The organism is Pectobacterium aquaticum, from assembly GCF_003382565.3.
Lineage (GTDB): Bacteria > Pseudomonadota > Gammaproteobacteria > Enterobacterales > Enterobacteriaceae > Pectobacterium > Pectobacterium aquaticum.
The window spans coordinates 1,757,643-1,778,295 of sequence record NZ_CP086253.1 but is presented as its reverse complement, the minus strand read 5'-3'; the positions used below and the strand labels follow the sequence as shown (position 1 = coordinate 1,778,295).

The following is a 20,653-nucleotide window of genomic DNA, read 5'->3' as shown; positions in this document are numbered from 1 at the left end:
GCTGTATTTCATGTAGTGCAAAATCAAAAACCATACTTTAGTCATTGATTTTATTAATTTGTTGGCGGAGGAGTAGAGATTCGAACTCTAGAACACTTTCGCGTCGCCGGTTTTCAAGACCGGTGCCTTCAACCACTCGGCCACTCCTCCGCAATGACGCGCACTATAAACAGTGCAGGAGATCTTGTAAAGCATCACAGCGCTCAATTGCTTGAAAAACAGTCTAACGCAACGTAACTGGACGCAAAACCGCCACACAACAAATAACATAGTGCAATTTATCTCCAGAATCATACGACGTGCAGGGCAAAATATGAGCACTGGTCCGAAAGATAAAAACTTTCAGCGTAAAGAAGGGTAAACCGTCTTTAATAACGTCGCGCAACTATTTATTCTTTTGCATTGGATAATAGCACCCTGAAGAGAGAGTCGCTGACTATGGATCGTATTGTTGTTTCCTCTACCCGTGAAAGCTCGCTACTCAGCACTCACAAAGTGCTGCGTAATACTTATTTCCTATTGTCGCTGACACTGGGTTTTTCCGCCGTTACCGCAACAGCAAGTACCGTACTTAACCTTCCAGCCCCTGGCTTAATTCTGATGTTGGTTGGGTTTTATGGTCTGATGTTTCTGACGCACAAGTTGGCTAACAGCCCTGCGGGTATTCTCGCAGCTTTCGCTCTAACCGGATTCATGGGTTATACGCTGGGCCCGATGTTAAGTTCACTGATTTCCTCCGGTGCAGGCGACATTGTCATGCTGGCTCTGGGCGGCACGGCGGTGGTGTTCTTCTGTTGTTCGGCCTATGTCTTAACGACACGTAAGGATATGTCCTTCCTGTCTGGCATGATGATGGCAGGATTTGTTGTTCTGCTTGTTGCCGTCATCGCCAATCTGTTCTTGCAGATTCCGGCCCTGCATCTGGCAATCAGCGCCTTGTTTATTCTGTTCTCTGCGGGTGCCATCCTGTGGGAAACCAGCAACATCATCCACGGTGGCGAAACTAACTACATACGGGCAACGATTAGCCTGTATGTCGCGATATACAATATCTTCGTTAGCCTGTTGAGCATTCTGGGCATCATGCGTAACGACTAATTCTCGTTTATCACCAGACCGAGAAAGCCCCAGATGGGGCTTTTTTTTATTCCGGCGCAAACAGAAAAATTTGGTAAACTGCGGGCTGAACTATCGCAGTCGGAGAGAAGATGTTGGAGTTTGAAGGGCGAACAATCGCAACTGACGCACAGGGTTACCTGATGGATAGCACCACATGGAGCGAAGCATTGGCTCTCGTGTTAGCGGAACAGGAAGGCATCGTATTGACTGAACCGCATTGGGAAGTCGTCCGGTTTGTGCGGAATTTTTATCAGGAGTTCAATACGTCACCCGCGATACGCATGTTGGTTAAGGCGATGGAGAAAAAGTATGGTCAGGAGAAAGGAAATAGTCGCTACCTGTACAAGCTGTTCCCAAAAGGGCCAGCCAAGCAGGCAACTAAAATCGCAGGCTTACCCAAACCGGTGAAATGCATCTAGCGTCACCCAGGTTCAATAGCGGATCGTAAACCCTTCATAGTCCGTCTTGCCATGTGGCTCAATAAGCACCTTATCCACTCTGGCGCTTCGTGGGCCTCCTTGCTTCAGCCACTCAATTAACGCGTCTACCGCATGAGGTTCGCCGCTTGCGACCACCTCCACGCTGCCATCATCACAATTGCGTGCATACCCATTGAGCCCAAGCTGCCTAGCCTGATGCTGCGTGCTATAACGAAATCCAACGCCCTGAACCACACCATAGACATAGGCGACCGTCGCTATCTTTGCCATCTTTTTCCCCCTTTTCCTACCCTGCAACCACACAACATTTCATTAGCAGACCTGTATCTTCTAAAAATTTACACCATACTGTTAATAATGTGTTCAGCCAGCGATTCATCAACGAACACATTATTTGAAAAAACGCTATACGCTAAAAGGCGTTATCGAATGCGGTTTCTTTTCCTCTACGCTATCCGCAATAAGTAGAAAATATAATCTATTTCCAGGGGGGTTATATGATCATCTGTAAATTTGGTATTGGACAACAGATTCGTCATAGACAGCTGGGATTTCCAGGGGTTGTGATTGATATCGATCCCGAATATTCATTAGACACACCCACCTGGGAAGAAATTAGCGGCAATGACACGCCGCGCGCCGAGCCGTGGTATCACGTTGTGATGGAAGATGACGAAGGCCAACCGATTCATACTTATCTGGCAGAAGCGCAGTTGATGAAAGAAGAGCTTTCTGAGCATGGGCACCCTTCACTAAACGAATTAGCCGAGGTCATTCGACGCCGTGCGCCACAGTTGCGCCATTAATTGCAAATACTGACGACCAAAGACAAGTATTGGCGATGTTGTGGTATTCAGCATCGCCTACTATCTGAAACTTATTTTTCCAACCCCAGCCGCGGGATTTCAATTTTCGGACAGCGATCCATTACGACTTTCAGCCCGGCATCGTGAGCCAAAATTGCCGCTTGCTCATTAATGACACCAATCTGTAGCCACAAAACGGTAGCACCGATGGCGATGGCCTCTTTAGCTATCTCATAGGCCGCTTCCGGCTGGCGAAAGACATCGACCATATCAACTGGTTTAGGAATATCCGCTAAGCTGGCATACCCTTGTTGACCTAAAAGTGTCTGGCCAGATAGTTTGGGACTAACGGGGATAACCTCGTAACCCTGTTTAAGCAAATACGCCATCACACCATAACTCGGGCGGGACGGATTATCGCTGGCCCCTACTAACGCAATGGTTTTTACCGTTTTCAGTACAGACTCAATCTCTCTGTCATTCATGCTATTCAACCTCTCTTACGTGATTTATTACAGTGTATCGTACATTTTACGAATAGCAGGAAATGGCTTAAAACCACCGCCATCTGTGCCTTATAGCGCGAAAAATGCCATAACACCCTGTTTCAAATTGAAACCTTTGACACATTCAGACAATTCCTCAACAATACTCAGATTGCGTGCCATCTGGGAAAATTATGAAATTCGGCTTCATCACTGTCTGCCTTTTTATTGCAGGTTTAAGTGCTTCTGCAATGGCGGCAACAACGTTGAAATTAGATCGGAAAATCGATCTCCTTATGGTTGACGGGCAGAGGATGTCAGGCTCGTTGCTGAAAGGTGCCGATAGTCTCGAACTGAGCCGTGGGCAACACCAGATTCTGTTCAAGGTGGTCGATACTGTCGACACCCAAACGGGAGCGCCAGCGACCTATTTTCCCTCAACATTTATTGCGGCCTTTAATACAGAAAAAATGACATCCGTGTCATTTAAGCTACCACCGTTGCAAACCCTGCAAGATCGCAAGAACTTCACTGCCCAACCTCAGTATCAGTTGCTTGATGAAACAAATCAGGCAATTTCCGTGCGTACCGATGCGATTGTGCTCGCAGACAATGATCAACTCGATATAGAGCGAAAAATGTCCGAGTACAACGCAGCAGCGAAAGGGGCTTCGGTTGCTGGCTTTGCTACCGCGCTGAATGAATCCGTAAGCTGGTGATTTTATACGCAGTCACAGTAGGTTTTTGATACCCGTTCGTCTTTTCTTGCTTTTATCGCTTTGCACTGAAACGGCGTTTCCGTAATCTGTCTGTACCCTAGCGTCAGCTTTACTACACCAGATTGAAGGACGTAACCATGGAGTTCACCACCCGTACCCTCCCCGCGCAAAAACATATCGCGCTGGTCGCACACGACCACTGTAAACAATCTTTGCTGGATTGGGTTGGTACGAATAAACAACAGCTCACAGAGCACACGCTTTACGCTACTGGAACCACTGGCAACCTGATTCAGTTGAACACGGGCTTGCCCGTAAAAAGCATGCTAAGTGGACCGATGGGCGGTGACCAGCAGGTTGGCGCACTCATTTCCGAAGGGAAAATCGATTTGATGATCTTCTTTTGGGATCCACTTAATGCCGTGCCACACGATCCCGATGTGAAGGCGCTGCTGAGACTGGCTACGGTTTGGAACATTCCTGTTGCTACCAACAGGGCAACGGCGGATTTCCTGATTAACTCAGCGCTATTTAACGAGCAGGTTCAAGTCGCCATTCCTGATTATCAGCGCTACCTGCAAGATCGACTGAAATAATATCCGTACGTCATACTGGACCAGCGGCGTGTGACACACCGACGCTGGTCTCTTCTGCTATATTTCTCTATATTTCTCTCTTTTCGTTATCCTGGCTTACGCGCCATCGGTACACCTAAACGATGAAGATGTTCAATAAACACCGATGGATTCGCTACATCCTGTAGCAACCAGACGCGATGTTTCGCTCTCGTCAATGCCACATATAGTAAGCGACGTTCTTCCGCATCGGGGAAATCATCAGGTTCAGGTAACAGCACCGCCTCAATCACTGACTCTCTTGTCGGCGCTGGGAAGCCGTCCTTCCCTTCATGCATGCCTACGATAATGACATATGCCGCCTGCTGCCCTTTACTGGCATGCATCGTCATGAAATCAATGTGCAAATTCGGCCATTTGGTTGCCGCCTTCTCCAAAATCGCTGGGCGTAAATAGTGATAACGCGCCAGCACAAGAATGCGCTCATCAGCTTTCACAAAGCCGCTCAGTTTATCCAGAAGTGGCTCAAGCTGATCCTGAGGTAGAATCGTCACGGCTTTTTTATCCCCTTTACTCAGGCTATTAAGTGGTTTCTTCAACTGATACGGATTTTGCTGTATGAACGTATTCGCAATTTCACCAATGCGTTCATTAAAGCGATAGGTGGTATCCAGCGCGCACTGTTCACCTACGCCGAAATGCTGTTCAAATGCCGTCGTCAACGCCAGTTCAGCACCGCTAAAACGGTAAATTGCCTGCCAGTCATCCCCGACGGCAAAAAGACAGGTGCGGCTATTTTGTCGACGCAGTGCCGCAAGCAGGCTCGCACGCTGTGGCGAGATATCTTGAAATTCGTCCACTAGAATGTGTTTCCAAGGGCTTACAAAGCGCCCTTTGTCCAGCAAGTTCACCGCCTGATGGATGAGGCCAGAGAAATCGACAGCATTTTCGTCCTTAAGCGCTTTTTTCCAGGCTTTCAACAACGGCGCCATCAGGCGAATTCGTTGCTGAAACACTGTCCGAATGGATTCTGGCGCCAGCTCAACCATTTCACTCTGGCTACCGCCGTGCATACGCATCAATCCCAACCAGCGCTCAAGTCGCCCAGCCAACCGCCCCGCCAGTTTCGGGTCGTTCCAGAAATCGCCTTCTGGTACATCCCATTCCAGCTCTTCCGTTAACCAGCGTCGCCACCCGTTAGCGTGCGTTTTTTTCTCTGCACACTGCTGTTGCCAGTGAGAAACCAGCAGTTCGCGACGCTGTTTCGCATCACTTTCCAGTTGGCTTATCATCGGGGCCTTGCGGCTAGCCTGCTGAATAATGTGCAATGCCAGCGCATGGAACGTCTTAGTCTGAATCTCATCCGTGTTGAGCCGCTCCCGGATGCGCTCGTTCATCTCTTCTGCCGCTTTACGACCAAATGCCAGCAGTAAAATCTGATCGGGCGCGGCCTCCTGTCGGTGCATTAACCACGCCGCTCGGGCCACCAGCACGGAGGTTTTTCCGCTGCCTGCACCCGCCAGTACCAGTACGCCTTCTTCGCCATTGATCACCGCTTTACTCTGCGACACATTTAATGGCGAGTTCTCCACCGTTTCAAAGAAAGGCTGCTCTGCCGTCAGCGTGCGATCCATCCATGCCTGATTCACCGCAGTGCGCATCTCATCGCCCTGCTCAAGCCAGCGCAGGCAATACTGGTAGTGGTCACGGCAGTTATCAAAGGTTTCAAGACGAGAAATAGGAAGAGGCAGAGCCCCCAGCGAATCGTGAATGGCATTCTGTAACGTGGCCAGAGTCTGACGGCTAAACCATTTATCCTGCTGCGTCAGCGTTTGAATATTGTCCGTTTGTCGCTGCAACACTTCAGCACTGATCAGACTCATCTCCTCGCTCCAATCGAGCCAGGATTTAAGAAGATGGCGGTAAAAAGCCTGCGTTTCCTGCCACTCTGTTCCGTGCAGACGCACAACTTTTCCGGCTGGCAATTCAAATTCCAGCTCTCCCCACACCAGCCCTCTTTTACAGTGAATACTCAGCAACTGATTAAAGGGGATCAGGTATTGATGTTTATCGCCACTCACTTCGACACCGGCATTCAGTAACCGCACCCGGTTGTAAGGATGCTGGGCCAGATGTTTACCTAACGAGGTAGATTTCAGTTCCATGATGTTCGCGCCATGACTATGTGAGAGGATATTCATCCATTTTTTGTCGTTTATCTGATTCTTAGTTTATCCGTTATCGGACTTCACGCTCTAGCCTTAAAAACAGGTTAAGATATCCTGATGCTTAATGTGATAATTCTTTTACCATCAGCGAGTTTGGGTCGTTATCTGGTGACCTTACAAGTGCAGGAGAAACTATGCGTACTGTGTTGAACATCCTTAATTTCGTATTAGGTGGTTTTTTCACCACGTTAGCCTGGCTTCTGGCGACAGTCGTCAGCGTGCTGCTGATTTTTACCTTACCGCTGACACGCTCATGCTGGGAAATAACCAAGTTGTCGCTCTTACCTTATGGTAATGAGGCTATCCATGTTGATGAGCTACGCCCAGATGAAAAGAGTACAATTCTCAGCGCTGGCGGATCGCTGCTGAATATCTTCTGGTTCATTTTCTTTGGCTGGTGGCTTTGCCTGTCGCACATTATTACCGGCATCGCACAGTGCATTACGATCATTGGCATTCCTGTTGGCATCGCCAATTTTAAAATTGCCGCCATCGCGCTGTGGCCTGTAGGGCGTCGCGTGGTTTCCGTCGAACTGGCGCAGGCAGCAAGGGAAAATAATGCCCGCCGCCACTTTCGCTAACGGCATCTAAGGATATTACGTTGTTCACCTTCGCCCAGGGAATTCGCCGCTATGTATATAACAGCAGTTGGCTGTATACCATTCGCATCCTCATTGCACTAAGTGGTGCAGCGGCAGTTCCCTGGTGGCTGGGTCAGCCAACATCGACAATCCCCGTCACGCTTGGCGTCGTCGCGGCCGCCCTCACCGACCTTGACGATCGCCTCACTGGGCGTCTGCGTAATTTGTTCATTACGCTAGCCTGTTTTTTTGTCGCTTCCGTTTCAATCGAGTTGCTTTTCCCACACCCTTGGCTGTTTGGCATCGGTCTGGCGGTATCGACGTGCGGTTTTATTCTGCTCGGCGCATTAGGGCAACGCTATGCAACCATCGCGTTTGGTGCACTGCTGATCGCGATTTACACCATGCTGGGCATATCCCTTTACGACAACTGGTATCAGCAGCCCATCATGCTGCTGATCGGGGCCTCCTGGTACAATCTGCTGACGCTATTCGGCCATCTGCTCTTCCCCATCCGCCCGTTACAGGACAACCTCGCGCAGTGTTATCAGCAGTTGGCCCACTATCTGGATGCCAAAGCCAACCTCTTCGATCCTGATATTGAAGAAGAAACCGACAAGCCTTTGATTGACGTCGCGATGGCAAACAGCCAACTGGTTACAACGCTCAATCAGACCAAGTCATCGCTGTTAACGCGCCTGCGGGGCGATCGCGGCCAGCGTGGAACGCGTCAAACACTGCACTACTATTTCGTCGCGCAGGATATTCACGAACGAGCCAGTTCATCGCATGTTTACTATCCGCTATTGCGTGAGAAACTGCGTTATAGCGACGTCCTATTTCGCTTTCAGCGCCTGCTGAGTATGCAGGCCAAAGCCTGTCAGCAGTTGTCGCAATCCATTCTGCTGCACCAAAAATATCAGCATGACAGCCGCATTGAACGGGCTTTCGTGCATCTCGAATCTGCTATTGCGCGTATCGCGGCCAACAACATGGCGGACGCCTCACAAATTAAGGCGCTCACCTATCTCTTAAATAACTTACGCGCCATTGATGCCCAGTTGGCGACTATCGAATCCGAACAGGCCATTGAGCAAGAGAACAACCCAGAAAACACGCTGGCAGACGACAAAATCACGGGCTGGAGTGACATCCACTTACGTATTAGCCGCCACCTGACGCCGCAGTCAGCACTGTTTCGTCATGCCATCCGTATGTCCGTGCTGCTCTGTAGCGGATACGCGTTGATTCAGGTCACGGGCTTGCAACATGGTTATTGGATTCTGCTCACCAGCCTGTTTGTTTGTCAGCCCAACTATAACGCCACTCGGCGGCGGCTGACGTTGAGAATTATCGGAACATTGACCGGCATTTTGCTCGGCCTACCCATCCTGTACTTCGTTCCTTCGCTGGAAGGACAGCTCACGTTGATCGTTATTAGCGGCGTACTATTTTTCGCCTTTCGCAACGTGCAGTACGCCCACGCAACCATGTTTATTACGCTGCTTGTCCTGCTTTGTTTCAACCTGTTGGGTGAAGGCTTTGACGTTGCGGTGCCACGCATTATTGATACGCTACTCGGGTGTGCCATCGCATGGGCGGCAGTGAGCTTTATTTGGCCAGACTGGAATTTCCGCGGTCTGCCAACCATCATCAATAAAACATTGGACGCCAACTGCCGTTATCTTGATGCGATCATGGTTCAATATTATCAGGGGAAAGATAATAGCCTGCCTTATCGCATTGCCCGCCGCGATGCGCATAACTGCGATGCCGAACTGGCGTCCGTCGTGTCGAATATGTCTTCAGAACCTCATGCGACCAGAAGTAAGCTGGACAGCGCATTCCGCTTCATGTGCCTGAATCATACGTTGCTAAGCTATATTTCGACGCTCGGCGCACATCGAGGGAAAATTACCTCAACGGAAACGCTGCAATTGCTGGATGATGCCGTTTGCCATGTTGATGATGCGCTACACTGTGACGAAGAGGAAAGTTTGCGTATCAATCAGGGATTGAAAACCATTACCGCCAGCCTTCAATCCCTTTCACCCGAGTCAGACAGCAAAGAATCATTAATTATTCAGCAAATCGGCCTGCTGATCGGTCTCTTACCTGAACTCGTACAGCTAAAAAATGACATGATGACACAGTGAAAATAGGTGCGTTTCTTAGTGCTTTGGCCCTTTGGATACCGCATTGTTTTTATACCATTCCAACAGTTCGTTGCGGATACCGCGAGGGAGTGCCGCTTGATGCGTACCACAAATTGCACCAGCAAGCGCCAATAGCACATTGACACTCAGATTAGCGCGAACCTTCCGCAACTTGAGGTAGCTGTTTTTTGCACCGTAATGCTGTAACTCATCAACATTCTTGATCCCCGCTTTCCACAGCAGCCGTTCGATATCATGGTTAAGATTCGGAAGATCCTTTAACCGACCGTTGGTACTTCTGACTGCTCTATCATGCTGCGCACCTCCCAGCGCCAAACGGGCGAAATACAGTAGCTGCTCAGATTCTTGCCATAATGCTTCATCGACAAGGAAGTAATTCAAAGGAACAGGCATGCCACGCTTGGTATAAATCAGATTAGGCATATCACGCTGTTGAAAATATTTTTCATCTTTCTTGCTGGCGCGAAGATAAAGTTCCCCTTCAGACACCAGTCCAAAAATCGTTTTATTTGCTGCGATGCTGTAGCCACCAAATTGGGAACGCGACGTGATGTCCCCCAGAGATGAAAAAGACTGTTGAGATTGCAAAATCCTTTTTTTGCATAATTGCTTCATTGCCATAATCCTTAGTATTGAAATGATCTCTTCCTGAACGATTAAAAATATCTGTAGCAGGAACAAATAATTAACCACAGCTCCGATGTAGCTTCAAACAGTAAATGTGTTTACTGTCTCTTGCATAAGGAATATGCGAAGCGCTTTCAAAAAATCAGGTTGATTTTCACACACACAGCGGATACTGTATGTTCATACAGTAACACTATGGGTAGAACTCATTATGCGTACGCAATCAATCGGCTCTCACAACATCGAGTCGTCATCGTTTTCTGCAAATCAACACACTGCGGAGCCCTCGGTTGCCGCAGGTGGAATTATCAGCGAAATCGTGTACAACGCCGATCAGCCCATAGTCACACACCTCTTATTACCGCTCTTACAGCAGCTAGGCACGCAGTCTCGTTGGTTGCTATGGCTTTCACCTCAGCAAAAATTGAGCCGCCCTTGGGTACAGCAATCTGGGCTACCGCTGGATAAAATGGTACAACTCCACCACATCAATCCGCAGTTTGCGGTTGATGCCATGGAAAAGGCCTTGCTGACAGGGAATTACAGCGCTGTTTTATGCTGGTTACCGCACGAATTGACGGAAGAAGAGAAGGTTCGATTACGTCATGCCGCACAGGCAGGAAATACGTATGGCTTTATTATGCGCCCAGAAAGTGCTGGCGGTGACGCCTATAGACTGTTTCCTAGCCTTAAAATTCATTCGACATTGTATCATTAAGTAAATTAAGAATTTTCTCAGCCCCTTCCGGTTATATACCTTGTCGAACGCCGCAGAGCGGTATTCTGCGGGCTTTTTGGATATATTTAATACAGCACAAAGGCGTGAGATCTGTCAAAAGCATCGACTATTTGTTAGCAAGTATGTATGAATCGTGCGGTTTTCTTATGACGCAAATCACATCATACTTGTAACTTTCTCATCACGTTGTAGACTTTAACCCGCTGGAGTTGCTCTTTTATAACGTCAGTTAACTGACAGTAAGTCATAAATAAGGGCAAAGTCTCCAACCAAAGGATTTTAACCAAAGGTTTATTAGCCCTTCAGGTTAATTGCCGATTTGGATGATAATGAGGCGTAAAATGAAAAAAACAGCTATAGCAGTTGCAGTGGCACTGGCTAGCTTCGCGACCGTCGCGCAAGCAGCTCCTAAAGACAATACTTGGTACACCGGTGGTAAACTGGGTGTGTCTCAATTCCACGATACGGGTTTCTACGGCAATGGTTACAACAATATCGTTAACAACCCGATCAAAAGCAAGTTAGGTGCGGGTGCATTTGTTGGTTATCAAGCCAACCCGTATCTGGGCTTTGAACTGGGCTACGACTGGCTAGGCCGCATGAAGTATGCAGGTTCCATTTCTAACCCAGCAGACAGCGCGAGCTTCAAAGCACAGGGCATCCAACTGGCTGCTAAACTGAGCTACCCTGTTATGCCTGATCTGGACGTTTATACTCGTCTAGGCGGTATGGTATGGCGCGCTGACAGCCATGCAGCTATTGGTGGTGGCGACATCAACAACGACGACACTGGCGTTTCTCCGCTGGCTGCAGTTGGTGTTGAATATGCTCTCGACAAAAATTGGGCTGCCCGTGTTGACTACCAGTGGGTAAGCAACATTGGTGATGCTGGTACCGTTGGTGCCCGTCCAGACAACCTGCTGATGAGCGTTGGCCTGTCTTACCGTTTCGGCCAGGATGACCGCGTAGCACCTGTTGTTGCTCCGGCTCAAGCTCCAACTCCAGCGCCAGCTCCAGTTGTTGAAACCAAGCGTTTCACACTGAAATCTGACGTCCTGTTCAACTTCAACAAAGCAACGCTGAAAGCAGAAGGCCAGCAATCGCTGGATCAACTGTACACCCAGTTGAGTTCTCTGGATCCGAAAGACGGTTCCGTTGTTGTTCTGGGCTTCACTGACCGTTTAGGTTCAGAGCAATACAACAAAGCCCTGTCTGAAAAACGTGCACAGAGCGTAGTGGATTACCTGGTTTCTAAAGGTATTCCTGCGAACAAAGTCTCTGCTCGTGGTCTGGGTAAATCTCAACCAGTTACGGGTTCTACCTGTGACAGCGTGAAACCTCGTGCTGCGCTGATCGACTGCCTGGCACCAGATCGTCGCGTAGAGATCGAAGTTAAAGGCATCAAAGACGTTGTAACTCAGCCTCAGGCTTAAGTTATTGAACCACCACCTCCAGAGGTGGTGGTTTAAGGCTGACAACGAAAAAAACCTCGCTCAGGCGAGGTTTTTTATGCGTGTTTGTCTACGCGATAAATGACAAAAAAAAACCATCATGTCTCGTCTTTATTCAGAATGGCTTTAAGATCCTGTTTCAGCGATGACATCTGGCTGACATATTTTTCTTTGTGCTCAGCGTCTTCGATTAACTGCACAATCGTTTCTGATAAGGTCACGCCGCGTCTCTGAGCGAGAGCCGCAAGACGCTGCCAGACAAGGTATTCCAGATCGATCGATTTCTTGCGTGTATGCTGGTGCTCTGCGTTGAAATGGCGTTTACGCCGTGCACGAATCGTTTGCTTCATCCGGTTTTCTAAGGTGGGATTCATATATTGCGCAATCCACGCCAGCACTTTCACCGGCTGATTTTCCATTTTAAGCAATACCTGTACGGCGTCATCAGCAGCGCTTTGCTCGATAAAACGCGTAATCGCTTCTCCCTCTCGATGCTTCTTCACTAGGTATTTCCATTTCCACCCGCACTCAAGATTTTCTAGTTGTTGATATTTCATATTAAATTCTTCAGTGACCGCGTAACGTGACTTTCAGCATAACAGTTTTCCCTGATTTTAACCGCTTTCTGGCGGCGTTCTGACAGCGTTTAAGACGATTAGCCAAACGCGGCCTGAATTTCAGCGTATGAAAGATGACGGAGAGATGACTCTCCTTATGTGAAGTCTAGATTATTCTTGTATAATCACGCTTTTCCTTCAGACGATTACATTGATACTTTGACCAGTAACCGACTCTCATGGCAGCATTTACTGCCTAATAATACGCCTTATCAAACGCTATTCGCTCAGGCAGCTCAGCTTGCTCCAGCTGAATTCTCCGCTATTCAGTCGCGTCTGGCAGACAGCCTGACGCTCTTTTGCCACCCTCGATCTCCTTCGCGCTTTATGCTATTGAAAGCGCAAGAGAATGATGAATATATGGCATTGATCGCCCGTGCGATGAGCGCCATCAGGCCAGACTCCGGGGTGATACATGGCAGTAAATATATCATTGAGGGTCGTCATATCCGGATCGAACCTGCCACACAGCCTGCGGATAACTTTGCCGCACAGCAATCCTGTGGTTATCAGGAATGGATTGAACCTGAACAGCTCTTTGGCTGCGTACGCTGTTTTCACGATGAAATCACGCTGCACCCAGGGCTGATTCACCAGATTAATGGCGGTACGTTGATCCTGTCGGCCAGAGCGCTGCTGGCTCAGCCTTTGATGTGGCTACGTCTGAAACAGATTATGGCTGAAGGCATCTATCGTTGGCTGTCACCAGACGAGCGCAAGCCACTTCCTGTTGATGTGCCACCGATGCCGCTTGATATTCGCCTGATTATTCTCGGTGACCGTGAAAGTCTGGCAGATATTCATGATATGGAGCCGGAGTTAGGCGAGCACGCAATTTACGGCGAATTTGAAGCGCAATTGCAGTTGATTGAAACGGATGATATGGCGCGCTGGTGCTCCTACATCAATGCACTATGTAGCGAAAATCAACTGCCGCTGCTGGACGCAGATGCCTGGCCGGCATTGGTCAACATTGCAGTACGCTACAGCGGCGATCAGGGCAATTTGCCATTATGTCCGCGCTGGCTAATCGGCCAGTTAAAATATGCGTCTCTGTACGCAAGAGATGGCCAGATCACGGAGCAGGCGCTGGTTGACGCCGTTGCTGCCCGCCAATGGCGTGAAGGCTACCTCCGTGAACGCATGCAGGATGAAATAGAATTAGGCCAGATCCTGATCGAAACGGAAGGCGAAGTCGTTGGCCAGATTAATGGACTTTCCGTATTGGAATTCCCAGGCTACCCCGTTGCCTTTGGCGAGCCGACGCGTATCAGCTGCGTAGTTCACGCTGGCGACGGTGAATTCACCGACGTTGAGCGCAAAGCCGAACTGGCTGGCAATTTGCACGCCAAGGGTATGATGATCATGCAGGCGTTCCTGATTACAGAACTGGAACTTGAACAACAGCTTCCCTTCTCTGCGTCCATGGTCTTCGAACAATCGTACAGCGAAGTTGACGGTGACAGTGCCTCACTGGCAGAACTATGTGCGTTGATTAGCGCCCTCTCCTTGCGACCGATCAATCAGCAGTTCGCCGTGACCGGTTCTGTCGATCAATTTGGCCGCGTGCAACCCATTGGCGGCGTGAATGAGAAAATCGAAGGCTTCTTTGAGGTTTGCCAGCGTCGTGGATTGACGGGAACGCAGGGTGTGATTTTACCTGCCGCTAATCTACGGCATCTCTGTTTACAAGAAGATGTCGTTGAGGCAGTACGCGAAGGGAAATTCCATTTGTTCCCAGTAGAAACTGCGCCGGAAGCGGTATCACTATTGACCAATTTCGCCTATGACGATGAACAGCAACCAAACCTGCTGTCCGCCATTCGTGAACGAATTGGACAGATTTCACCGCAGGAGCGTAGACGTTTCCCTTGGTTTTTCCGTTAAACCAACTGGTTTAACCAGACGCAACAGACTTGCCCAGCGTACAGCTGTACGCTAACCTGCGTGCTTCATTAAAACAAGGCTTACAGAGACCATGGTAGATAAACGCGAATCCTATACAAAAGAAGACCTCCTTGCCTCCAGTCGTGGTGAACTGTTCGGCCCGAACGGCCCTCAGTTGCCCGCCCCTAACATGCTCATGATGGACCGCGTCGTTAAAATGACGGAAGACGGCGGTAAGTATGGCAAAGGCTATGTGGAAGCAGAATTGGATATCACGCCTGATCTGTGGTTCTTCGGTTGCCATTTCATCGGCGATCCGGTGATGCCAGGCTGCTTGGGTCTGGATGCCATGTGGCAATTAGTCGGCTTTTATCTTGGCTGGCTGGGTGGCGAAGGCAAAGGCCGCGCGCTCGGCGTGGGTGAAGTTAAATTCACCGGACAAGTGCTGCCGACAGCGAAGAAAGTGACTTATCGTATTCACTTTAAACGTGTGATCAATCGCCGTTTAGTGATGGGTATTGCTGATGGCGAAGTACTGGTTGATGATCAGCCGATCTATACCGCTGACGAACTGAAAGTGGGGCTATTTAAAGATACCAGCGCTTTCTAAGCACCAGCTAGCAGTGCGGGCGAAAATTTTCGCCCGCGTTATCCGTTTATTTCTCCGACGTTCTCTCACCGCAGCTTAACCCCTCCGCCCTATGGTGATGGACTTTTCAGTTCATGGGTGATCGACTGCCGTACATCTTGCGGTATCTTCAATTCGGTCGCTAACGCATCCAGATAGCTTTTCTCCATGAAGTGATCGACATCAATGACCGCACAGCTCAAGAAGTAGACTTCAAGCGCCTCTTCCGCATTTTTCACCTCTTTCGCCAGCAGAATCGGATCAAGCGGTTGTTCTATAGCTTCCAGCACCCAACGTTGCGCCTCACTGCCCAGTTGCAGCTGCTGAATATTTTCATCAATACGCTGTTTCTCCGTCGCATCGATATGTCCGTCACTTTTAGCAGCAAAAACCAGAGCCTGAATCAGACGGCGGGCACGAATATTGTCACCCGAGGACTGGGTGCCAAACTGTGGATCGTCCTGATGCGTGTCACGAACGCGTTTTTTGTACTGGTTCCACAACACCACGCCCGCCGCTGCACTGCCGCCAATGATCAACGCATTCTTACCCAATGAACCCATGATTTTCCGCGTGGATTTATTCGACAATAACACGCCCGCCAAACCGCCCAGCGCAGCTGGTTTGAGCATATCGCCCAAATTGACGTTTTTACCCCCTTGATGCGGATTCTCCTGCTTGCTACCGGAGCTCAATAAACCCTGAATCTGTTGCAGCCAATTATTCATTTTCATTCCTCAAGGAAAAGTGACATCACTGATGGTGTTGTCACTCATAGTAATGGTGCGCAAGGCGTTTGTTTGTCAGATTGTGTATAGCAATGAAAAGTATGGAGCGCACTTTCTCTACGGTCCATCTGGGCAATCCATCGATGATTAAATACAGCTACATTTTCAATATGTTATGCTTTTATTTTCTCTTTTTATTGCATCGCACTCTTCCTGAATTTATGGGCTGTGCCGCATTCTTTGCTTCCACAATTTGCGCTTTATTTTTGAAACGGTATACTGCACACAACAAATTGAAATACAGTTTTAAAAAATGTATTAGTCCGTCACAGAAAAGGAACGAACATGAAAATTGCACTGATTAACGAGAACAGCCAAGCTGCCAAAAACGCCATCATCGCCGAGTCTCTGACCAAAGCGGTGGCACCGTTGGGGCACACTGTACACAACTACGGTCAATACGCCGTTGAAGATGCAGCGCAGCTGACCTACATCCAGAATGGTATTCTTGCAGCTATCCTGCTGAACTCCGGCGCGGCTGATTTCGTTGTGACCGGTTGTGGTACTGGCCAGGGCGCAATGCTGGCTTGTAACTCTTTCCCAGGCGTAATCTGCGGTCTGGTTGTTGACCCATCTGATGCTTACCTGTTCTCTCAGATCAACAACGGTAACGCCGTATCCGTTCCTTACGCTAAAGGCTTTGGCTGGGGCGCTGAACTGAACCTGGAAAACCTGTTTACCCAGTTGTTCAAAGAAGAAGGCGGCCGCGGCTATCCAAGCGATCGCGTTGCTCCTCAACAACGTAACAAGAAAATTCTGGATGCTGTAAAAGCAGTGACCTACAACGATCTGATCACCATCCTGAAAGGCCTCGATCAGGATCTGGTTAAAGGTGCGATTGCGGGTCCTAAATTCCAGGAATACTTCTTCGCTAACAGCAAAGACGAAGCACTGACCAGCTACATCAAAACGCTGCTGGCATAATCGTCAATAGCTGAAAAAAACCACAGGCCATCATGGTCTGTGGTTTTTTTATGTCACTTTCCCACGCATTTTGCCTAGATTTTAACGGCACGGTTACGCCGACTCTCCGTTACCGTTCAATGCTTAGCCAGACGCACCGTTCGCGCTAAATACTGCTTGACCGAAGCTAAGCGACTCCCTATAGTACCGCCCCGTTGCCCCTTGTCGGCAACCCCCGGTGAGGTGTCCGAGAGGCTGAAGGAGCACGCCTGGAAAGTGTGTATACGTGAAAACGTATCAAGGGTTCGAATCCCTTCCTCACCGCCATATAAAAGAAAACGCCCTTAACGCAAGTTAAGGGCGTTTTCTTTGCGAGATCGACAATAAATTTCATAGCAATTCTCAGCTATTGTCAAAAACCTACTTCCCGCGACGGCCTTAAGTTACGCCTTTACGTCACTAGTTCCATTTAGCAGATAGAATTTTAAAAAATAGCTTAATGAATCATTAAATTTATTTCTACTCTTCGTTACATCACTATTTATTTCAAAAATGTGATCTTTGTCTCTATGAGATGGCGCAGTCAGGATAATAAAACAAGCACGCTAAATATTTTAATGATGAGCATCTACTATAATAAAAAATTATCATGACAATGCTGCATATAGTTTTATACTTATGGAGATAACTGATAATTATCATATCAAATAATATTTTTGGGTTCCGATTGATATTAATGTTATCTTAATGTTTTATCCCTGATAATGACAAAGAGACAACATTTCAATGCCATATAAAAAATATACACTTACCGGTGGAGCATTCTAATATGACAATCGTAAAAAAACTGGTTCTGGCGATGAGCATTTTCGCTTTAGCATTGATCTGTGTCGGGGGATTTGGGCTGAACGCACTGAATTCATCAAAAGATCGCTTTGAGTACGTGATGACCAATACGTTACCGAGTATAGGCAAGCTGAACACCGCCAATGACGCTATTAGCAATGTCAGAACGTATCTACTGCAGTTTATTCTCATTTCTGATCCCCAAAAGAAGAAAGAAAAAAGGCAAGAAATAGTCAATGCATTAAATGAAACAGAAAAAAGCATTAACGACTATATGAAAAATGACATTTCAGACGATAACGATCTGAATCTGTCTAAAAAGAATATCGAAGCCTTCAATAATTACCGCAGTGTCATCACTCCACTCATTCAAGAGGGTGCAACTATTGATAATTCCTCCCTGGAGCAAGGGAACATTATCAATATAGAGAAAACGCTATTCCAAGGATTTCACGATCAATATCGCTATAATTTAGATTTGGCGAAGAAACTCCAAACAGAAAATAGTGATAACTTTAACTTAACCGTATTGATACAAACTGGACTTATTATTGGTGCATTGGTTTTGGCAGGCACATTCTCTACCATGATTCTGCGCTATGTTCGGCAAAGCCTGAATAATCTACGAACAAAATTGACAACCATTAGCGAAACGCTGGATTTAACTCAACAAGCTGATGCACAGCGTGATGATGAAGTCGGCCAAACAGCACAGGCATTCAACGCATTGATCACGCGTTTTTCTGATGTATTAAGCCATGTCCGTGCTTCAAGTGAAAATGTGGCGATATCCTCAAGTGAGATCGCATCGGCAAATATTGACCTCTCCGCAAGAACAGAAGAGCAGGCTTCCTCGCTTGCTCAGACCGCCGCCAGTATGCATGAACTGTCGTCAACGGTGGAAAGTAATGTTGAGAATATGATGCAAGCCAATCAGTTGGGTAAAAAAGCTAATGATGTGGTCGAACATGGCGATCATTCCGTTTCTCGTATGATTGCAGCAATGGAGGAAATCGCCAGCGGTTCCTCCAAGGTTGCCGAAATCACCACGCTAATAGAAGGCATCGCTTTTCAAACTAATATCCTGGCACTGAATGCAGCCGTTGAAGCAGCTCGCGCTGGTGAACACGGCCGTGGCTTTGCCGTCGTCGCCAGTGAGGTTAGAACACTTTCACAGCGATCTTCTTCCGCAGCGAAAGAAATAAAAAGCCTAATAGATAATGCGCAAGCCGCCGTTAAAAATGGCTCCTCTCAAGCCAATGCAGTCCGGGATTCTATTATTGATGTCAAAGACGTCATTAAGAATGTGTCAGACCTGATAAATGAGGTGTCACTGGCTTCAGAGGAACAAAGCAGAGGCATCGCACAAATCAATATTGCTGTAAACCAGATGGAGGGTGTCACCCAGCAAAACGCAGCAATGGTTGAACAGGCATCTTCAGCCGCTGACTCGCTAAGTGAACAAGCAGCAAAATTACGCAGTGCTGTTGATACCTTTAAGCTCAATAGCATGGAGAAACGCGATATTATTTCACCACGGCCCTTACAGCTAGAAAACCATCCTAGATAATGGTCAAGCTATAGTCCATCAGCTATAAACAAATAAAGCCCTGAACCATATAGATTCAGGGCTTTATTGTTAAGCTTTCGATTTATCAGCCATAGGCATGGAGCGTCCGCTGGCACAGCGCCGAGCGGACGCAGTCTTCTTTACCAAAAGAGACCACGCCAATCATGTCATCTTCAACGAAACGCTCCAGTGCGTCACGCAGGCCGGATTTAACCCCAGTAGGCAAGTCGCACTGCGTCACATCGCCATTGACGATAACCGTGACATTTTCACCTAAACGCGTCAGGAACATTTTCATTTGGTTCACTGTCACGTTTTGCGCCTCATCCAGAATCACAACCGCATTTTCAAATGTCCGCCCGCGCATATAGGCAAATGGCGCAATTTCAACTTTGGCGATTTCCGGCCGCAAACAGTACTGCATGAAAGAGGCACCCAACCGCCGCAAAAGTATGTCGTAAACCGGGCGGAAATAAGGCGCAAATTTCTCCGTAATATCTCCGGGTAAAAAGCCAAGATCTTCGTCGGCCTGTAATACCGGCCGCGTAACGATAATACGCTCAACCTCTTTATGGATTAGTGCCTCTGCCGCTTTCGCAGCGCTCAGATACGTTTTACCGCAGCCGGCTTCACCTGTAGCAAAAATCAACTGTTTGTTTTCTATCGCAGACAAGTAATGTTCCTGGGCAGCGGTACGAGCTTGAATAACAGAATTATCACGATTTTCGCGCGCCATTCCGATTGCTTCAATCCCGCCCATTTGAACCAGAGAAGTGACCGATTCTTCCTCACGCTGACGATGGCTACGCGACTCACGACGGATAACGCGTTTGGCTTCACGACGAGCTCTGATCACTGCTTTTTGTCTTCCCATAGTGGCACCTTACAGTTTGTTTCACTTACCGCACTGCTCTACAGCGCGTGACGTTTAACTCACTCACGAGGTTAGGCTTCCTTATTAAGCCAATAGCGGACGGAGAATACACATGATTCATCCACGAGCCGGATGAAAAACGGACCGAGCGTTCATGGATAGAAAAAGAAAATATACGGAGAGTTTGGGTAAAGAGAAAATGGCGCAGTGTTGAAAATAAGTGGGAGGAAAATCCCTCGCATCGGCGAGTCAGCAGCGTAGAATCTTGACATCGACTATAAAGTCCAAAAAAGGACATTACCATTCGCGTTCCTCACTGTGACAACGACTATTCCACTGAATAATGATTGATCGCATCGTAGAACTACTGCTAACCATTGCCTAAAAATTAGTGCCGAATGATGTCAGTAGTATGACAGTGCAATAATTTGCCTCTGCAATGCAAGCGTTTTTTACACTGTCATAACATTTACGTATATACCCGCCATACTTCAAGTTGCTTGTGCGTTGGCTGCCTTACTCACCCCAGTCACTTACTTGTGTAAGCTCCTGGGGATTCGCTCGATTGCCGCCTTCACGCATCTCGAATTATT

General features: G+C 48.1%; 20 protein-coding genes and 2 tRNA genes. 14 read left to right on the top strand and 8 right to left on the bottom strand.

Annotated features, from left to right (window positions below):
- Window positions 1–62: 62 nt before the first annotated feature.
- Window positions 63–150: transfer RNA gene (locus DMB82_RS08325), tRNA-Ser, on the bottom strand.
- Between the two features lie 288 nt (window positions 151–438).
- Between DMB82_RS08325 and yccA the strand changes: the two genes are divergently transcribed.
- Both yccA and tusE read left to right on the top strand, forming a co-directional pair.
- Window positions 439–1,098, top strand: a complete 660-nt coding sequence (gene yccA, locus DMB82_RS08320; RefSeq protein WP_102119599.1) for an FtsH protease modulator YccA — start codon at window positions 439–441, stop codon at window positions 1,096–1,098.
- 110 nt (window positions 1,099–1,208) lie between these two features.
- On the top strand, window positions 1,209–1,538 hold the full coding sequence (tusE, locus tag DMB82_RS08315; protein ID WP_102118480.1) for a sulfurtransferase TusE: 330 nt from the start codon (window positions 1,209–1,211) through the stop codon (window positions 1,536–1,538).
- Between the two features lie 12 nt (window positions 1,539–1,550).
- On the opposite strand, the gene yccX is transcribed toward tusE, so the two are convergent.
- Complete coding sequence (gene yccX, locus DMB82_RS08310) at window positions 1,551–1,829, bottom strand: acylphosphatase (RefSeq protein WP_039275663.1); 279 nt, start codon at window positions 1,827–1,829, stop codon at window positions 1,551–1,553.
- Window positions 1,830–2,056: 227 nt separating this feature from the next.
- On the opposite strand from yccX, the gene hspQ reads away from it, so the two are divergent.
- Window positions 2,057–2,365 carry a heat shock protein HspQ gene (gene hspQ / locus DMB82_RS08305; RefSeq protein ID WP_102118479.1) on the top strand — a complete coding sequence of 103 codons (309 nt, stop codon included), beginning with the start codon at window positions 2,057–2,059 and terminating at the stop codon, window positions 2,363–2,365.
- Window positions 2,366–2,436: 71 nt separating this feature from the next.
- Here the strand turns inward: hspQ and DMB82_RS08300 are convergent, their stop codons facing one another.
- A complete protein-coding gene (locus DMB82_RS08300) occupies window positions 2,437–2,850 on the bottom strand; it encodes a CoA-binding protein (protein ID WP_102118478.1) in 414 nt (137 codons plus the stop codon).
- A gap of 194 nt (window positions 2,851–3,044) precedes the next feature.
- Here DMB82_RS08300 and DMB82_RS08295 point away from each other — a divergent pair, with 194 nt between their 5' ends.
- Window positions 3,045–3,569, top strand: a complete 525-nt coding sequence (locus DMB82_RS08295; RefSeq protein WP_102118477.1) for a DUF2057 family protein — start codon at window positions 3,045–3,047, stop codon at window positions 3,567–3,569.
- Window positions 3,570–3,706: 137 nt separating this feature from the next.
- Window positions 3,707–4,165 carry a methylglyoxal synthase gene (locus DMB82_RS08290; RefSeq protein WP_102118476.1) on the top strand — a complete coding sequence of 153 codons (459 nt, stop codon included), beginning with the start codon at window positions 3,707–3,709 and terminating at the stop codon, window positions 4,163–4,165.
- An 86-nt stretch (window positions 4,166–4,251) separates the two neighbouring features.
- Here DMB82_RS08290 and helD read toward each other — a convergent pair whose 3' ends face one another.
- Window positions 4,252–6,309, bottom strand: a complete 2,058-nt coding sequence (gene helD, locus DMB82_RS08285; protein WP_102118475.1) for a DNA helicase IV — start codon at window positions 6,307–6,309, stop codon at window positions 4,252–4,254.
- A gap of 197 nt (window positions 6,310–6,506) precedes the next feature.
- Here helD and DMB82_RS08280 point away from each other — a divergent pair, with 197 nt between their 5' ends.
- Both DMB82_RS08280 and yccS read left to right on the top strand, forming a co-directional pair.
- The gene (locus DMB82_RS08280) at window positions 6,507–6,953 is read left to right on the top strand and encodes a YccF domain-containing protein (RefSeq protein ID WP_102118474.1); all 447 of its coding nucleotides are present in this window, start codon (window positions 6,507–6,509) and stop codon (window positions 6,951–6,953) included.
- A 20-nt stretch (window positions 6,954–6,973) separates the two neighbouring features.
- Window positions 6,974–9,109: a YccS family putative transporter gene (gene yccS / locus DMB82_RS08275; protein ID WP_102118473.1), complete on the top strand. Its 2,136-nt coding sequence runs from the start codon at window positions 6,974–6,976 to the stop codon at window positions 9,107–9,109.
- A gap of 15 nt (window positions 9,110–9,124) precedes the next feature.
- Here yccS and DMB82_RS08270 read toward each other — a convergent pair whose 3' ends face one another.
- On the bottom strand, window positions 9,125–9,745 hold the full coding sequence (locus DMB82_RS08270) for a TfoX/Sxy family DNA transformation protein (RefSeq protein ID WP_102118472.1): 621 nt from the start codon (window positions 9,743–9,745) through the stop codon (window positions 9,125–9,127).
- Window positions 9,746–9,968: 223 nt separating this feature from the next.
- Here DMB82_RS08270 and sulA point away from each other — a divergent pair, with 223 nt between their 5' ends.
- Together sulA and ompA are read left to right on the top strand one after the other, a co-directional pair.
- Window positions 9,969–10,475: an SOS-induced cell division inhibitor SulA gene (gene sulA / locus DMB82_RS08265; protein WP_102118471.1), complete on the top strand. Its 507-nt coding sequence runs from the start codon at window positions 9,969–9,971 to the stop codon at window positions 10,473–10,475.
- Window positions 10,476–10,837: 362 nt separating this feature from the next.
- On the top strand, window positions 10,838–11,929 hold the full coding sequence (ompA, locus tag DMB82_RS08260; protein ID WP_116156135.1) for a porin OmpA: 1,092 nt from the start codon (window positions 10,838–10,840) through the stop codon (window positions 11,927–11,929).
- A 116-nt stretch (window positions 11,930–12,045) separates the two neighbouring features.
- On the opposite strand, the gene matP is transcribed toward ompA, so the two are convergent.
- On the bottom strand, window positions 12,046–12,504 hold the full coding sequence (gene matP, locus DMB82_RS08255; protein ID WP_102118469.1) for a macrodomain Ter protein MatP: 459 nt from the start codon (window positions 12,502–12,504) through the stop codon (window positions 12,046–12,048).
- Between the two features lie 177 nt (window positions 12,505–12,681).
- Between matP and DMB82_RS08250 the strand changes: the two genes are divergently transcribed.
- Both DMB82_RS08250 and fabA read left to right on the top strand, forming a co-directional pair.
- Window positions 12,682–14,451, top strand: a complete 1,770-nt coding sequence (locus DMB82_RS08250; protein ID WP_116162508.1) for an AAA family ATPase — start codon at window positions 12,682–12,684, stop codon at window positions 14,449–14,451.
- A gap of 91 nt (window positions 14,452–14,542) precedes the next feature.
- Window positions 14,543–15,061: a bifunctional 3-hydroxydecanoyl-ACP dehydratase/trans-2-decenoyl-ACP isomerase gene (fabA, locus tag DMB82_RS08245; RefSeq protein ID WP_102118467.1), complete on the top strand. Its 519-nt coding sequence runs from the start codon at window positions 14,543–14,545 to the stop codon at window positions 15,059–15,061.
- Window positions 15,062–15,150: 89 nt separating this feature from the next.
- Here the strand turns inward: fabA and DMB82_RS08240 are convergent, their stop codons facing one another.
- A complete protein-coding gene (locus DMB82_RS08240; RefSeq protein ID WP_116162510.1) occupies window positions 15,151–15,807 on the bottom strand; it encodes a tellurite resistance TerB family protein in 657 nt (218 codons plus the stop codon).
- 345 nt (window positions 15,808–16,152) lie between these two features.
- Between DMB82_RS08240 and DMB82_RS08235 the strand changes: the two genes are divergently transcribed.
- The 3 genes from DMB82_RS08235 (at window position 16,153) to DMB82_RS08225 (ending at window position 19,186) form a co-directional block, all read left to right on the top strand.
- A complete protein-coding gene (locus DMB82_RS08235) occupies window positions 16,153–16,791 on the top strand; it encodes an RpiB/LacA/LacB family sugar-phosphate isomerase (protein ID WP_010287191.1) in 639 nt (212 codons plus the stop codon).
- A gap of 216 nt (window positions 16,792–17,007) precedes the next feature.
- Window positions 17,008–17,097: transfer RNA gene (locus DMB82_RS08230), tRNA-Ser, on the top strand.
- A 502-nt stretch (window positions 17,098–17,599) separates the two neighbouring features.
- Entirely contained in the window at window positions 17,600–19,186 is a 1,587-nt protein-coding gene (locus DMB82_RS08225; RefSeq protein WP_116162512.1) for a methyl-accepting chemotaxis protein, read from the top strand.
- Between the two features lie 85 nt (window positions 19,187–19,271).
- On the opposite strand, the gene phoH is transcribed toward DMB82_RS08225, so the two are convergent.
- Complete coding sequence (gene phoH, locus DMB82_RS08220) at window positions 19,272–20,060, bottom strand: phosphate starvation-inducible protein PhoH (RefSeq protein ID WP_102118463.1); 789 nt, start codon at window positions 20,058–20,060, stop codon at window positions 19,272–19,274.
- Window positions 20,061–20,653: the final 593 nt, after the last annotated feature.

Excerpts from the sequence above, each read along its gene's own strand:
- DMB82_RS08240 (WP_116162510.1), bottom strand. The coding sequence starts at position 15,807 with ATGAATAATTGGCTGCAACAGATTCAGGGTTTATTGAGCTCCGGTAGC.
- sulA (WP_102118471.1), top strand. The coding sequence starts at position 9,969 with ATGCGTACGCAATCAATCGGCTCTCACAACATCGAGTCGTCATCGTTT.
- tusE (WP_102118480.1), top strand. The coding sequence starts at position 1,209 with ATGTTGGAGTTTGAAGGGCGAACAATCGCAACTGACGCACAGGGTTAC.
- DMB82_RS08290 (WP_102118476.1), top strand. The coding sequence starts at position 3,707 with ATGGAGTTCACCACCCGTACCCTCCCCGCGCAAAAACATATCGCGCTG.
- yccX (WP_039275663.1), bottom strand. The coding sequence starts at position 1,829 with ATGGCAAAGATAGCGACGGTCGCCTATGTCTATGGTGTGGTTCAGGGC.
- hspQ (WP_102118479.1), top strand. The coding sequence starts at position 2,057 with ATGATCATCTGTAAATTTGGTATTGGACAACAGATTCGTCATAGACAG.
- matP (WP_102118469.1), bottom strand. The coding sequence starts at position 12,504 with ATGAAATATCAACAACTAGAAAATCTTGAGTGCGGGTGGAAATGGAAA.
- fabA (WP_102118467.1), top strand. The coding sequence starts at position 14,543 with ATGGTAGATAAACGCGAATCCTATACAAAAGAAGACCTCCTTGCCTCC.
- DMB82_RS08280 (WP_102118474.1), top strand. The coding sequence starts at position 6,507 with ATGCGTACTGTGTTGAACATCCTTAATTTCGTATTAGGTGGTTTTTTC.
- DMB82_RS08225 (WP_116162512.1), top strand. The coding sequence starts at position 17,600 with ATGACAATCGTAAAAAAACTGGTTCTGGCGATGAGCATTTTCGCTTTA.
- phoH (WP_102118463.1), bottom strand. The coding sequence starts at position 20,060 with ATGGGAAGACAAAAAGCAGTGATCAGAGCTCGTCGTGAAGCCAAACGC.
- DMB82_RS08295 (WP_102118477.1), top strand. The coding sequence starts at position 3,045 with ATGAAATTCGGCTTCATCACTGTCTGCCTTTTTATTGCAGGTTTAAGT.
- ompA (WP_116156135.1), top strand. The coding sequence starts at position 10,838 with ATGAAAAAAACAGCTATAGCAGTTGCAGTGGCACTGGCTAGCTTCGCG.
- yccA (WP_102119599.1), top strand. The coding sequence starts at position 439 with ATGGATCGTATTGTTGTTTCCTCTACCCGTGAAAGCTCGCTACTCAGC.
- DMB82_RS08300 (WP_102118478.1), bottom strand. The coding sequence starts at position 2,850 with ATGAATGACAGAGAGATTGAGTCTGTACTGAAAACGGTAAAAACCATT.
- DMB82_RS08235 (WP_010287191.1), top strand. The coding sequence starts at position 16,153 with ATGAAAATTGCACTGATTAACGAGAACAGCCAAGCTGCCAAAAACGCC.
- DMB82_RS08270 (WP_102118472.1), bottom strand. The coding sequence starts at position 9,745 with ATGAAGCAATTATGCAAAAAAAGGATTTTGCAATCTCAACAGTCTTTT.
- helD (WP_102118475.1), bottom strand. The coding sequence starts at position 6,309 with ATGGAACTGAAATCTACCTCGTTAGGTAAACATCTGGCCCAGCATCCT.